The sequence below is a fragment of the Acidisarcina polymorpha genome, assembly GCF_003330725.1.
Classification (GTDB): domain Bacteria; phylum Acidobacteriota; class Terriglobia; order Terriglobales; family Acidobacteriaceae; genus Acidisarcina; species Acidisarcina polymorpha.
Genome location: NZ_CP030840.1, coordinates 2,611,149 through 2,624,633, shown reverse-complemented (window position 1 = coordinate 2,624,633; position 13,485 = coordinate 2,611,149). Strand labels below are relative to the sequence as shown.

The 13,485-nt window shown below is 59.4% G+C and carries 11 protein-coding genes; all 11 read left to right on the top strand.

The window, feature by feature from the left end; translation table 11 throughout:
• Position 1: 1 nt before the first annotated feature.
• The 11 genes from lptB to priA all read left to right on the top strand — a co-directional run bounded on the left by lptB (position 2) and on the right by priA (position 13,475).
• A complete protein-coding gene (gene lptB / locus ACPOL_RS11265) occupies positions 2 to 727 on the top strand; it encodes an LPS export ABC transporter ATP-binding protein (RefSeq protein WP_114207150.1) in 726 nt (241 codons plus the stop codon).
• Positions 728 to 813: 86 nt separating this feature from the next.
• Entirely contained in the window at positions 814 to 2,607 is a 1,794-nt protein-coding gene (rpoN, locus tag ACPOL_RS11260) for an RNA polymerase factor sigma-54 (protein ID WP_114207149.1), read from the top strand.
• A gap of 79 nt (positions 2,608 to 2,686) precedes the next feature.
• Positions 2,687 to 3,349: a ribosome hibernation-promoting factor, HPF/YfiA family gene (gene hpf, locus ACPOL_RS11255; RefSeq protein ID WP_114207148.1), complete on the top strand. Its 663-nt coding sequence runs from the start codon at positions 2,687 to 2,689 to the stop codon at positions 3,347 to 3,349.
• Positions 3,350 to 3,490: 141 nt separating this feature from the next.
• Positions 3,491 to 4,495 carry an RNase adapter RapZ gene (rapZ, locus tag ACPOL_RS11250; RefSeq protein ID WP_114207147.1) on the top strand — a complete coding sequence of 335 codons (1,005 nt, stop codon included), beginning with the start codon at positions 3,491 to 3,493 and terminating at the stop codon, positions 4,493 to 4,495.
• 194 nt (positions 4,496 to 4,689) lie between these two features.
• The gene (locus ACPOL_RS11245) at positions 4,690 to 6,567 is read left to right on the top strand and encodes an ABC transporter ATP-binding protein (protein ID WP_114207146.1); all 1,878 of its coding nucleotides are present in this window, start codon (positions 4,690 to 4,692) and stop codon (positions 6,565 to 6,567) included.
• Positions 6,564 to 7,559: a YicC/YloC family endoribonuclease gene (locus ACPOL_RS11240; protein WP_236657404.1), complete on the top strand. Its 996-nt coding sequence runs from the start codon at positions 6,564 to 6,566 to the stop codon at positions 7,557 to 7,559. The genes ACPOL_RS11245 and ACPOL_RS11240 overlap by 4 nt, the downstream gene beginning before the upstream one ends.
• A gap of 37 nt (positions 7,560 to 7,596) precedes the next feature.
• Entirely contained in the window at positions 7,597 to 8,316 is a 720-nt protein-coding gene (gmk, locus tag ACPOL_RS11235; protein WP_114207145.1) for a guanylate kinase, read from the top strand.
• A gap of 58 nt (positions 8,317 to 8,374) precedes the next feature.
• A complete protein-coding gene (gene rpoZ / locus ACPOL_RS11230; protein ID WP_114207144.1) occupies positions 8,375 to 8,605 on the top strand; it encodes a DNA-directed RNA polymerase subunit omega in 231 nt (76 codons plus the stop codon).
• A gap of 209 nt (positions 8,606 to 8,814) precedes the next feature.
• Positions 8,815 to 10,074, top strand: a complete 1,260-nt coding sequence (gene coaBC, locus ACPOL_RS11225; protein WP_114207143.1) for a bifunctional phosphopantothenoylcysteine decarboxylase/phosphopantothenate--cysteine ligase CoaBC — start codon at positions 8,815 to 8,817, stop codon at positions 10,072 to 10,074.
• Between the two features lie 3 nt (positions 10,075 to 10,077).
• Positions 10,078 to 10,941: a uracil-DNA glycosylase gene (locus tag ACPOL_RS11220; protein ID WP_114207142.1), complete on the top strand. Its 864-nt coding sequence runs from the start codon at positions 10,078 to 10,080 to the stop codon at positions 10,939 to 10,941.
• A 50-nt stretch (positions 10,942 to 10,991) separates the two neighbouring features.
• Positions 10,992 to 13,475, top strand: a complete 2,484-nt coding sequence (priA, locus tag ACPOL_RS11215) for a replication restart helicase PriA (protein ID WP_114207141.1) — start codon at positions 10,992 to 10,994, stop codon at positions 13,473 to 13,475.
• Positions 13,476 to 13,485 lie beyond the last annotated feature (10 nt).

The following is a 13,485-nucleotide window of genomic DNA, read 5'->3' as shown; positions in this document are numbered from 1 at the left end:
GATGCAAAAGCTTTCCACCGATGAAATCGGCAAGTCATACAAGGGACGGCAGGTGGTACGCGGCGTCAGCCTCGACATCTCTCAAGGAGAGGTGGTTGGCCTGCTCGGTCCGAACGGCGCAGGAAAAACTACCAGCTTTTACATGATCGTCGGTCTGGTGCAGCCGGATACTGGGCAGATCCTGGCCGATGGAGAACCCATCACCCGTGTGCCGATGTACATGCGCGCGCGGCAGTACGGCATCAGCTACTTGCCCCAGGAGCCTTCCGTCTTTCGCAAGTTGACGGTCGAGGAAAACATGCTGGCGGTGCTCGAGGCGCAATCCATCTCCGCGGTGACGCGGCGCGCGCGCACTGAAAAGCTGATCGACCAGTTAAATCTGGGGCACATTCGCAAGACCCGCGGCTACGCGCTCTCTGGCGGCGAACGGCGGCGCGTCGAGATCGCGCGATGCCTTTGCATTCAGCCTTCCTTTATCCTGCTCGATGAGCCCTTTTCGGGAATCGATCCGATTGCCGTTTCCGACTTGCAGGAGATTATCTTCGACCTCAAGGCCAGCGGTATAGGAGTATTGATAACTGATCACAATGTGCGCGAAACTCTCTCTGTGACCGATCGCGCCTACATTATCAACGAGGGACGAATTTTTCGGGCCGGCACTCCAGAGCAGCTGGGGCGGGACCCGGAGGTTCGCCGAGTTTATCTCGGGGGCGCATTTTCCTTTTGATGGATCGATTCGTCCACCCGGGGCGGTTTCTGCTCTGAGTTAAGAAAGGTACACTGAATTTACCCGGTAATCGCCGGCATTCGCTTATGGCCCTCCTTCAACCAAGACTGAGCTTGAAAGTAGCTCAACGGCAGATCCTCACACCTGGTCTCATGCAGATGGTGAGTGTGCTTGCCTTGAACAAGCTCGAGTTGAAAGAGATGATCAACACCGAAATTGTTGAGAATCCGGTGCTCGAGGAGCTGGAAGAAAACGTTCCCTTGCTCGATGACGTGGCGGGGCAAGAGGCGGAGCGCGAACGTCCCGCCGAAGAGATAGTTGCCGATGCCCAGCGGGACAAAACCGATCCGTTCGAAGAGGTCGATTTCGGCTCGTATTTTCAGGAGTATCTGGATCCCGGATTTCGTTCTCCCAACAACTACGAGCTTATGGAGAAGCCTTCCTTCGAGAACTTTCTCTCTCAGCCCAGCACCCTGGCCGACCACCTCTTCTGGCAGCTTGGCTCCCTCATCCTCACTCCCGAAGTCCATGACGCTGCCGAATACATCGTCGGCAACATCGACGAATGCGGTTACCTGACTGCTACCGATGAAGAGCTTCTGGAAGGGTACCTCCGCGAGCGGGTCGCACTAAATACCGGAAGCCTGGATAATCTCGCAACCATGAGCCCCTCCGGTCTGGAAGGGGTTGTGAGCAATGGCGTAGCGGATCCGGCCACGCTTGGAGTTGACCCGGCAATCGTGAGCCGCGCAAGCGCGCTCCTCGCCTGCGCGCTCAAAACCGTCCAGCAAATGGACCCTCTCGGGATCGCGGCTCGCAATCTTCGTGAATGTCTGCTGATCCAGATTCGGGCCCATGGACAAGACCTGCGCCTAGCCCGCGAACGCCACATCCATGGGCAGCGGGCCGCTCGCATGAATGACGTCGATCCGGAGGATGTGGAAACGCCCCCGCTTGGGGAGGCGATACCTGGAGACCCGACGACATCCGAGGATTCCGAGGCCGGTTTGCAGGCAGCGATCGAGGCCGAAGTGACTCCCCTTGACGAGGCTCCCCTTCACGACGCCAGGATTGAAATCTCGGACACCGCGACCCACATTATCGACAAGCACCTGTCGCTGCTGCAAAAGCGCGACCTTCGCGAGCTGGCTAAGGCGGTCGGCAAGTCAGTCGAACATACCCAGCAGGCCTTCGACCTGATCCGCACGCTCGACCCGCGCCCCGGGCAGCGCTACAACCGCTCCGACGCCCGATTGATTGAGCCGGATGTGGCGTTCGTCAAACGCGACAACGAATACGTCGTCGTCATGAATGAAGACGACCTTCCCACCCTCCGTCTGAATCAGGGCTACCGGCGCATGTTGAAACAGGACGGAACCGAAAAAGATGTCAAGGATTACGTGAAAGAGCGGTATCGCTCCGCCTTACAGCTGATTCGAAACATCGAGCAGCGCAAGAACACGATCCTCCGTACCTGCGAGTCCATCGTCCGCCGGCAGCACGAATTCCTCGAGCGCGGCGTCGAGCACCTCAAGCCAATGATGATTAAGGAGGTTGCTGAGGAGATCGGTGTGCACCCGTCCACCGTCAGCCGCGCAGTCTCAAACAAGTATGTTCACACCGCCCAGGGGGTTTTTGAGCTGCGCTTCTTCTTCTCCGAGGGCGTCAATGGTCCGGAGGGTGCAGGAACTCCGCTGATGCTGCTCAAGCGCAAGGTGAAGAAGTTGATCGAAGAAGAGGATGCACGCAAGCCTCTTACCGACGATCAGTTAGCTCATTTGCTTCAAACTCAGGGTATCAATGTGACCCGGCGCACCGTCGCCAAGTACCGCGAAGATCTACGTATTCCCAGCACCCATCAAAGACGCAAACGGGACTGATGCCTGTCTTCCCCGGCACGCGTTTTGATGTAAGATCGGAAATTCCCCCCGAGGATCCTTCCTCCGAGCAGGCGAAACAATGCAGATCGAATACACCGGCAGACAAATCACAGTGACCAAAGCGCATCACGCCATCGGCGATGAAGGGATCGAGCGGATCGGCAAAATCCTCGGCAGGATCACCACCGCCCATATCGTGCTCACTGCAGAAAAATACCGTCAAACCGCGGAAGTCACCATCAACACCCGGCTGCAGAGCATTGTTGGCTTATGTGAGTCGACCAGTATGGAAACCGCGTTGCGTGAGGCCATCGCCAAGGCTGAGACGCAGGCGATTCGCCACAAAGACAGGGTTCGCGCCAAGAAGCGCAAGCCTAAGGAAGAAAAGAACTCCGAAGATTCAGAGTTGGCCCGCACCCGGCGCACCGGTCGCGCGATGGCCATCGACGCCAGCGCAGCTTACCCGGATGAAATAAGAAATGGCGCAGCCAACGGCAACGGCCGGACCAAGCCGGCGGTGCCAGTCACAGTCCACTCTTTTCCGGCAAAGGCCCCCATCGCCGAGCCCCACGTTGTCCGGTCAATCGACTCCGTGGCGCTTCGGCCAATGTCTCTGGAAGAAGCAGTAAAGGAGGCAGAGTTCCGCGATCGGGAAGTTTTCGTATTCCGTGACAATCAGGGTCAGCTCAAGGTTCTGCATCGGAAGCGCGATGGCAAGATGGAGTTGATCGAAGTTCCGTAGCCGGCTGCCGCGCCGCCAGGGCATTTGAGCTTCTAGTCCGGCAGCCAAAGACTTGCGAGGCGTGGCTTCTTCCGGGGAAAAAGCCAGGAAGTGACCAGCTGCCTGGTATGCACCGGAAGTAAAAATGCTCTAGCATGGGCCATGCCGCGCAAAAGTCAACCTCCTGGGGCGAAGTCTTCCGCCGCCCAACCAGCCGCGACCAGGCCCAAGTCCAAGCCACCCGTTTCTCCCGCAAAAGGGGCGGCCGAAGTGGCTGCAACGCCAAAGCCATCGCCCTCGAAGGCCAGCGAGCTGATCATCCTGACCGGGCTCTCAGGCTCCGGTAAGGCCTCCGCTCTCAAGGCATTTGAGGATCTCGGCTTCTATTCCGTCGACAACCTGCCGCTCGAGCTTCTGCCCAGGTTCGCCGACCTGGTGCGGCAATCCGCCGAGATCGATCGCGCCGCGCTGGTCGTCGATGTCCGGGAAGGCCAGACCCTGGAGCGCTTTCCAGCCATCTTGCAGCAGATCAAAAAGTCGCTCGCAACCACCGTCATCTTTCTCGAAGCCAGCGATGCTGCCCTGCTCCGGCGATACTCCGAAACCCGCCGTCCTCACCCGCTCGGCAAATCAGGGATGGTGCGCCCCGCCCTCGAATCCGAGCGTACGCTCCTCGATCCGGTCCGGAACGTCGCCGATATCACCCTCGATACTTCCAATTTCAACGTTCACGAGCTGCGCGCCTACCTTCAGGCCAAGTTTGAAACTGAAAGCACCGGCAGAAACCTGCTGATTTCTTCGATCAGCTTCGGCTACAAGAACGGCGTGCCGCTCGAAGCCGATCTGGTCTTCGACGTGCGCTTTCTTCCAAACCCTCACTTCATTCCTGAATTTCGGAAACTTACCGGGAGACACTCGAAGGTGGCGGCCTACGTCCGCAACTTCCCCCAGACCCAGGAATTCCTGGACAAAGTGACCGAGATGCTGTTGTTTTTGCTTCCGTATTACATCCAGGAGGGCAAAAGCTACCTCACCGTCGCCTTCGGCTGCACGGGCGGCCAGCACCGCTCGGTGGCTATCGCTGAAGAGGTGAAAAAACGCCTCGACAAACACGGCTACCGCGTCAAGACGGCGCATCGCGATATGCCTCGTTCCAGCCGGACCTAGTCGACGGGAGGCATCGGATTCGGCGAGCAACGGAGCGCGTCAAACCAACTTTCGCCAAGCAGCCCCGATCGAAGCAGGTCTCAAAGCGCCCTGAATTCGTCTCACCATGGTGAGTACAATAGCGAAATGGCGATGAAGGTAAGCTCTGTCCCGCAATCAATGGGGGCCGAGGTCTGTTCGCGTGGTACTTCCTCATGAGCAGATTCCTTCGTCTTCTCCGCTACGTCCGGCCTTATTCCCTGCAAGCGCTGCTGTCCGTCGTTTTGATGGCCGCCGTCGGGCTGCTAGAGGCCTTCCGCCTGCTTCTCATCAAGCCGATCTTCGACCGGGTCCTTGATCCGGCCGCGCCTCATGGCGGCATCTCGCTTTTCAATATTCCCGGCACCCACTACAACCTTGACCTGCGCCACTTCGTGCCGTCTTACTTCCATAATGATTGGAACGTCGTCGCCTTCGCGTTGATCGTCTCGACCATCATCAAGGGGCTCTGTGACTACGGCGGGACCTACCTGGTGAATTACGCCGGCTTCGGCATGATCACCGATCTGCGCGACGAGCTCTATGAGGCAATCCTCCGCCGATCGGTCTCCTTCTTTCAGAAGCATGCCACCGGAACCATTCTCTCGACGCTCATCAACGACATTGAGCGAGTGCAGTATGCCATGTCTTCGGTGCTCTCGGAATTTCTCCAGCAAGCCTTTACGCTGCTTTTCACGATCGTTGTCGTGATCGGGTACGGAGGAAAGCTGGCCTGGGTTTTGCTCATTTTTCTGCCCGTGGTGATCGGCTCTGCGCGCAAAATCGGCCGCCAGGTGCGGACCACGACCCGCCGCGGTCAGGATAAGCTTGCTGAGATTCAGAACATCCTCCACGAGACTGTCACCGGCAACCGGATCGTCAAAGCCTTCAACATGGAGTTGTGGGAGACTCTGCGCTTCAAGACGGCTGCCCGCCGGCTCTTTCGCGCCAATCTCCGGTCGGTCCGCGCCCAGGCCATCAGCTCGCCCCTTATGGATTCGATCGGAGCCATCGCCATAGCGCTGCTGCTCTGGGTGGGTCGCATCCAGATCAATCATGGCGCGATGACCGAAGGCACTTTTTTCGCCTTCATCGTCGCCGTCTTCAAGCTTTATGACCCCGTGAGGAAGTTTGCCCTCTTCTACAACAATTTTCAGACCGCGCTAGGAGCATCTTCCGAGATCTTCAGCTTTATGGATGCCCAGGATGATGTCCGCGAGAGACCGCGGCCGCTGGCGTTGAAAGGCTTCCGCGAAAGCATTCGCTTTGAAGACGTGGGTTTTGCCTACAGCGATGAGGAAGGCGAGCGGGAAGTTCTGCACCATATCGATCTCGAAATCCGCTGTGGGGAGGTGGTCGCTCTGGTCGGCCCCAGCGGCGCCGGCAAATCCACCATGGTCAATCTCGTGCCGCGTTTCTTCGACGTCAGCTCAGGACGTATCCTGATCGACGGAAACGACGTGCGCGATGTCAGCCTTCGGAGTTTGCGCGAACAAATCGGCAAGGTCACTCAGGAGACCATCCTGTTCAACGACACGGTGCGCAACAATATCGCCTACGGCCAGCCAGACATTTCGTTCGAACGGGTTATCAGTGCAGCCCAGGCCGCGCTGGCGCACGACTTCATCTTGAACCTTCCCGACGGCTATGACACCGTCATCGGCGAGAAAGGGTTTCGCCTATCAGGAGGGGAACGCCAGCGCCTGGCGATCGCCCGCGCGTTGCTCAAGAATGCGCCTATCCTCATCCTCGACGAAGCGACCTCGGCCCTCGACTCCGAGAGCGAAGCCTTGGTTCAGGCTGCTCTCGCCAACCTTATGGCGAAACGCACCTCGATCGTCATCGCTCATCGGCTTTCGACGGTGCGCCGCGCAGACCGCATTGCGGTCATCGAGAGTGGCCGCATCACCGCCATCGGCCCACACGAGGAGCTCCTGCGCATCTCTCCGACCTATCAACGGCTCAACCAGCTTCAGTTTTCGACAGTGGCCGATGCAGTTCCCGCGGAGCCCGAGTTCGCGGTCGCTCTGGATACCGGGAGCACTCGGGCGTGACTGCAAAATCATTGACTTCCTCTTCAAAACCAGCGGCACATCGAGCCCCCACTCCTTCGCCTTCGCCAATTCACTCGCCGATCTATTCGATGACCGGCTTCGCTCGTCTCTCCGGGCGGGTCTCGGATAATCTCGGTTTTACCCTCAGTCTCAAGAGCGTGAACCACCGGTTCCTCGATCCCCACCTCCGCATGCCCCCAGGAACTGAGTCGCTCGAGATGCGCGTCCGCCGCTATCTCAAAGACAACCTCATCCGCGGCCACCTCGAATTCACCCTGACGCTGGACCGCGGTACAGAGCGGGGAGCACGTTACAACAGCTCCATCGTCTCCGCCTACCTCGATGCATTTCGCGATGCAGCAGCCGAGCATCACCTCGACCAGCAACCTGATCTGAACGCGATCCTGAGATTGCCCGGAGTCTTCGCTACCGAAAGCTTTTCGATGAAAGAAGATTGGGAAGCCCTCGAAGCCGCGGTGGTCGGGCAACTGGATCCGCTCATCGCAGCGTTGAATGCCATGCGTGCGCAGGAGGGCTCTTCGCTGGCCGCCGAGCTGAGTCGGTGTCTCCATCAGCTAAGCGGACTGGTCGATCAAGTCGCTTCCCTGCGAGACTCGATGCAGAACGCTTATTTCGAACGGTTAAGCCAGCGTGTGGCGGCTCTGCTCAGTGGCGCCGGCACGGCCAGCGGAGTTCCCATGGAAAGAGAGCGCATCCTGCAGGAGGTCGCTCTGCTCGTCGAGCGCAGCGATGTGGCAGAAGAGATCGCCCGGCTTCGCGCGCACATCGAGCACTTTCACTTGCTCCTCGCTGCGGGAGGAGAGATCGGGAAGAAGGCCGACTTCCTGTTACAGGAAATGAACCGGGAGGCAAATACCCTGCTCTCCAAAACCAGCGGCATTGCCGGAAATGCGGCTGACATTACCACTCTTGGATTGGGAATGAAGGCTGAGATTGAAAAGGCCCGCGAACAAGTCCAGAATCTCGAATAGACTTATTCCAGAGAACCCAGGTATCAGGAAAGATCGTTTGGCGGGAATTCTTTTCATCATTTCAGCGCCGTCCGGCTCGGGCAAATCGACGCTCGTGAGTCAGCTGCGCTCACTGGTCGACAATCTGGAATTTTCGGTCTCATATACGACCCGCAGTCCGCGAGGCTCGGAGCAGCAGGGACGGGAATATCACTTCACTGACCGCCCCAGCTTTGAAGAGATGGTTGCCGGAGACGAGTTCCTCGAACATGCTGAAGTTTTCGGCAACTACTACGGCACCGCTGTCCGATCGCTCCGCGACGCCGAGGCACGAGCGAAAGACTTGTTGCTTGACATCGACGTGCAGGGCGCCGCCCAGGTGCGCAAGAAGATTCCCGATGCGATCAGCATTTTCGTCATGCCTCCCAGCAAGGAGGACCTCGCCGCACGGCTCCGTAATCGCAGCCGTGCAGAGGGCAGCATCACTGCCGAGACGGAGAAAGTCATCGACCGTCGCCTGGCCCAGGCAGGCAGCGAGATTGTGAATTATCGCCAATATGGATATATTCTGGTCAACGACATCCTCGAGAACGCGGTGGAGGAACTTGCGGCTATTGTCTCGGCGGAACGTATTCGCCGAAGTGGACGCGAACCGGATCTCGAGGAGCGGCGTTTGATCGAGTTGGCTGAAGGTTGTCGCCAAACCAACGCAATGGCCCGGCTGCAACCAGTGCTCAGTTCCTTCGGGCTCTACGATCAAACGACAGTGCCAACCTAAGAGACACTTCAAGCCTATGGAATTAGGCCGCTGTTAAAACTTTCGGAGGATCTGTCCAATGAATGTCGAAAACGGAGTGAACAGTCACTTTGGTTATGTCATGGTCGCCGCCCGGCGGGCGCGGCAACTGCAAAATGGTTCCCAGCCGCTCATCGCAACGGACTCCCGCAAGGCCTGCCGCGTCGCCCAGGACGAGATTGCTGCCGGCGTTGTCGGTTACGTCAAGCCGAACGTACCTCTCCACAAGCCTGAAATCGAGGCGCCCATCATTCCGAAATTCGTCAGCTAGGACCAAAGCAGAGTAAGCCGCCACGCAAACGGGCTTTTTCACTAGAAAAAGCCTGCAGAGCAATTCTCGTCCGCTGGTGGCTCCTCTGCTTTAGCGTTCGAAGTAAGTCGACCTGATCCTTTCATCTCCAGAATTTCCACTGGCGAGCCCCGGTTTTGCGCAATCATTCCGTCTACGGCCGGAGCGCAGACCGGGCGTACAATCGGGCTATGAAAGTTACCGTAGGCGTCTCCGGTGGCATCGCGGCTTATAAAGCGGCGGAACTCGTCCGCGCCCTGCAGCGGCAGGCCCTCGATGTGCACGTGGTCATGACCGAGGCAGCCACGCAGTTTGTTCAACCGCTTACCTTCGCGTCCCTTACCGGGCACGAGGTCATCACCGGCATATGGGCATCGGGTCGTTCTGCAAGTGAGACCGCGGAAGGCACTTCGCTTTCCTCGATCCAGCATATCGACACCGCCCAGGGTACCGATCTACTGGTCGTTGCCCCGGCTACGGCGAACACGCTCGCCAAGTTCGCCCACGGAATCGCCGACGATTTCCTGACTACGCTGTATCTGGCAACCAAGGCGCCGGTGATCGTCGCTCCGGCGATGAACGTCAACATGTGGGAGCACCCGGCAACTCAGGCGAATCTTCAACTCCTGGTCGCCCGCGGAGTCACCGTCGTTTCTCCAGGCAGCGGCTACCTGGCCTGTGGCATGGTCGGGAGCGGCCGCCTAGCGGAGAATGAAGAGATTGTTCGCGCGGCTCTGGAGCTTCTGAATCACACCAACGATCTCGCTGGCGAGGTCGTTCTGGTCACCGCCGGAGGCACCCGTGAGGCGCTCGATCCCGTCAGGTATATCGGCAACCGTTCGAGCGGAAAAATGGGCTATGCGCTCGCCTACGCCGCCCAGCGTCGCGGGGCCCGCGTCATTCTGATCACTGCTCCGACGGCGCTGCATCCGCCACCGAATTGCGAGGTGGTGAGCGTGGTCACCACCGGACAGATGCGCGACGCCGTCGTCAGCCGTCTGCCCGAAGCGACGATGGTGATCAAAGCCGCCGCGGTGGCCGACTACCGGGCCATCTCGATGGCCGATCAAAAACTCAAGCGTTCCGGACCGCTCACCCTGCAACTCGAGCCCACCGCCGACATCCTCGCCGAAGTCGCGAGTCTCAGGAAGCCGGGTACGCTGGTCATCGGCTTCGCCGCCGAGACAGAGGACCATCTCACTCACGGCCGCGACAAGCTTTTGCGCAAAGGCGCGGATGCAATCGTTTTGAACGATGTCTCTCGCGAAGGGATCGGCTTTGACTCCGATAGGAACGCGGCGACCTTCCTCACCAAGCAGACCGCCATCGAATTGCCGGAGATGTCCAAGCGCGACCTCGCCGATCGCATCCTTGATGAGGCCATTGCTCTGCGCCGCCCACAATCGGTCATCGATGAGACTTCGCCCAGCCAGACCACGTCGAGGCGCTAGCGGGTGGCGCTCGATCGAGAACTCCAGCAGGCGGTCGCAGCCCGCGTCAACTACTTCCGCGACCTTGGCATCTTCGACTTCTACCGTCGCGGCGAACCGCTGCCCCTCACCGCAGCCAGTAGCGAAGCCCAAGCGACCCTAGACCCTCTTCCCGCCATGGCTCTACAGAATGCAACTGCTACCACCCCCGCCATGGCCGCTTCCGAACTGCTTGAGAACTCTCCAGACATGGCAAGAGCCGTTCCGCCGATTCCCGTTCTTCCCTCACTAGCGCCGATCGCACCTGCACGCCGCGGCGAAGCCCTGCAAGCCATCCGGGAAGAGATCGGCGATTGCACCCGCTGCCCTCTCTCCGCGACCCGCAACAAGATCGTCTTCGGCGACGGCGACCCGAACGCGCGGCTGATGTTTGTCGGAGAAGGCCCAGGAGCCGACGAAGACGCGCAGGGCCTTCCCTTCGTCGGCCGTGGCGGCCAACTCTTGAACAACATGATCAACGCCATGGGCCTGAAGCGGGAAGAAGTCTACATCGCCAACATCGTGAAGTGCCGGCCGCCGCAGAACCGGGTTCCTGAACCGGTCGAAGCGAATACCTGCACGCCATTTCTGTTTCAGCAAATTAGTGTGATTAGGCCCCAGATCCTGGTTGCTCTTGGATCGACCGCTGCGACCTATCTGCTGGGAGGAATCAAGCGTCCGCTCAGCGTACTGCGCGGGCGCATTCACGAGGCGCTTGGAACCAGGCTCATCGTTACCTACCATCCCGCATACCTGTTGCGGGATCCCACCCAAAAGAAAGAGGCGTGGAAAGATCTACAGATGGCCATGGCGGAGCTGGGCCTGAAAGCAAAACGCGCCGGATCGTGAACCCCGCCGGAAGTGAAAACGCTCTAGCTGAGATACTGGTAGCTTCCCGCATGCTTCAATTCTGCGATGTCGCTCTGCCCGTCCCGCTCGATCGTGTCTTCACCTACAAGATCGGCGAGGCTGCAGAGCCGCCGGCGATCGGCTGTCGCGTCATCGTTCCCTTCCGCAATGAGAAGTTGACTGGCATCGTGACCCGGATCCACCAGGAGCCTCCGCCGGTTGAAGCGAAGCCCATCCTCGCCGTCCTCGATGGCGCGCCTTTGCTTGCCCCCGATCTGATGGAACTCGCCGCCTGGATCAGCAGCTATTACCTCGCGCCCCTCGGCGAAGTCTTTCGCTCGATGCTCCCCTTAATGGCCGAAGTGAAGCACCAGATCCTTTACCGCATTGCCGATAAAGGCCGCGAGGTGCTCTACGCCAGCGCCAATCAGGGCTCCTCCCGCCACAGTCGAAAGTCGGCTGAAGACCAGGACGTGGAATACGATGTACTGAATTATCTCGAAGCTGGCCAAGCCGAGCGAGTCTCCAAGCTGCGAACTGCAACCGGAGCCACTCTCGATCTTTTGCGGAGCATGCTGCGCAAGAAATGGCTCCTCCGCGAAACATCGGCCGTCCAGCGCGATGCGCGCCGCACCATCCGCTACGCCGTGCTACTCCACGACGTACGGATCCCCAAGCTGAATGCGAATCAGCAATGCCTGCTTGCGGAGCTTGCCGGAGCCGGCGGCGAAATGCCCGTTGCCGAGCTCCGCCGTCTGGATCTTCCCGACTCCACCCTCGGTTCGCTCGTTCGCCGCGGATTAGTTCGACTCGAAGAACGACCCGCGGACTTTCATCTCGCGATGCAGCCAATGGGCAGCGCCCTAGTTCATACGCTAAATCCCGCGCAGCAGGCCGCCTTCAAGGCGATCGCTGCCTCGATAGGCTCGGGTGTTTTCAAACCAACCTTGCTTCGTGGAGTCACCGGCTCGGGAAAGACCGCCGTCTACCTGGCCGCCATGCAAACCGCGCTCGACGCAGGTTATTCTGCGATTCTACTGGTTCCCGAGATCGGTCTCACACCCGCCATGGCCGCGCAGCTCTACACGGCATTCGGCAGCGAAGTCGCCCTGCTCCACTCCGCGCTTATCCCCGGGGAGCGCGCCGAGCAATGGCATCGTATCCGGGCAGGAGAAGCCCGCATCGTCGTCGGCACCCGCTCTGCGGTCTTCGCGCCGGTGACCAGGCTCGGCCTCATCGTCGTCGATGAGGAGCATGACAGCTCCTACAAGCAGGAGGAAACTCCCCGCTATCACGCCCGGGATGTGGCCGTGATGCGCGCCAAACTCGATTCCTCGGTTGTCGTGCTTGGCTCCGCGACGCCTTCTTTGGAGTCCTGGCGCAATGCGACGACCGGTAAATATGCGCTGATCGAGATGGCGCAGCGCGTAGCCGATCGACCGCTTCCGGTCGTCGAACTCGTCGACATGCGCAAGGAGTTTCAAGAAACCGGGCAGGAACAGCTCTTCTCCCGCCTGCTCATCGAGGAAACGCAGGCCACTCTGGAACGAGGCGAACAGGCGATCATCCTACTCAATCGGCGGGGCTATTCCTTCGTCGTCTTATGCCGCGCCTGTGGAGAAAAACTGCAGTGCGAGAACTGCGCCATATCCCTCACCTACCACCGGCCCCACGGAGCAACCAGCTTGGACGATGCCGATCCATCCCCCACCGGCCAGCGTCTCCAATGTCACTATTGCGGCTATAAGCGGACGGTCCCTAAAGTCTGCCCAGACTGCGAAAGCGAACACCTGCACTTTCTCGGCGCCGGCTCCCAGCAAGGCGAACAGCGTCTACAGGAGATCTTCCCCCACGCTCGTATCGGCCGCATGGACCGCGACACGGTGCGCGGCCGCCACGACATGGAGCGCCTGCTTCAACGCCTCCACTCTGGCGAAATTAACCTGCTCGTCGGCACCCAGATGATTGCCAAAGGCCATGACATTCATGGGGTGACACTGGTCGGCGTGGTGGGCGCGGATTTCGCTTTAGGATTGCCCAACTTTCGGGCCGCCGAACGCGTTTTTCAATTGTTGACCCAGGTCTCCGGCCGCGCCGGTCGTGGCGAGCTTCCTGGGCGGGTCCTCGTCCAGACCTATCATTCGGACCATTACGCCATCCGCCTGGCCGCGGCACACGACTTCAAGGCGTTCGCCGAAAAGGAACTCCAGTTTCGTCGCTGGATGCATTATCCGCCCTTCAGCGTCTTGGCCAATCTGATCGTTCAAAGCCCGCGCCTTGAAGAAGCGGCGGCGTGGTCCTCGCAACTTGGCCAATGGTTTGCCAACACTGCCTTCGAGGGGGTAAGAATCCTCGGTCCGGCCACTGCTCCCATCAGTCGCTTGAAGCGCATCTATCGCTTTCATTTTGTGATCAAAGCCGAGAAGCGCGCCACGCTCGCCCGAACTCTCCGCGCCGCTCTCGCTCGAGCCGAGGTACTCAAGATTCCGTCGCGGGGCCTGATCGTCGACGTTGACGCCGTCAATCTGATGTAAATCCTTAAGG

Coding starts and splice junctions, on each gene's coding strand:
- rpoZ (WP_114207144.1), top strand. CDS start 8,375: ATGAATGTCGAAAACGGAGTGAACAGTCACTTTGGTTATGTCATGGTC.
- coaBC (WP_114207143.1), top strand. CDS start 8,815: ATGAAAGTTACCGTAGGCGTCTCCGGTGGCATCGCGGCTTATAAAGCG.
- rapZ (WP_114207147.1), top strand. CDS start 3,491: ATGCCGCGCAAAAGTCAACCTCCTGGGGCGAAGTCTTCCGCCGCCCAA.
- hpf (WP_114207148.1), top strand. CDS start 2,687: ATGCAGATCGAATACACCGGCAGACAAATCACAGTGACCAAAGCGCAT.
- priA (WP_114207141.1), top strand. CDS start 10,992: ATGCTTCAATTCTGCGATGTCGCTCTGCCCGTCCCGCTCGATCGTGTC.
- ACPOL_RS11245 (WP_114207146.1), top strand. CDS start 4,690: ATGAGCAGATTCCTTCGTCTTCTCCGCTACGTCCGGCCTTATTCCCTG.
- rpoN (WP_114207149.1), top strand. CDS start 814: ATGGCCCTCCTTCAACCAAGACTGAGCTTGAAAGTAGCTCAACGGCAG.
- lptB (WP_114207150.1), top strand. CDS start 2: ATGCAAAAGCTTTCCACCGATGAAATCGGCAAGTCATACAAGGGACGG.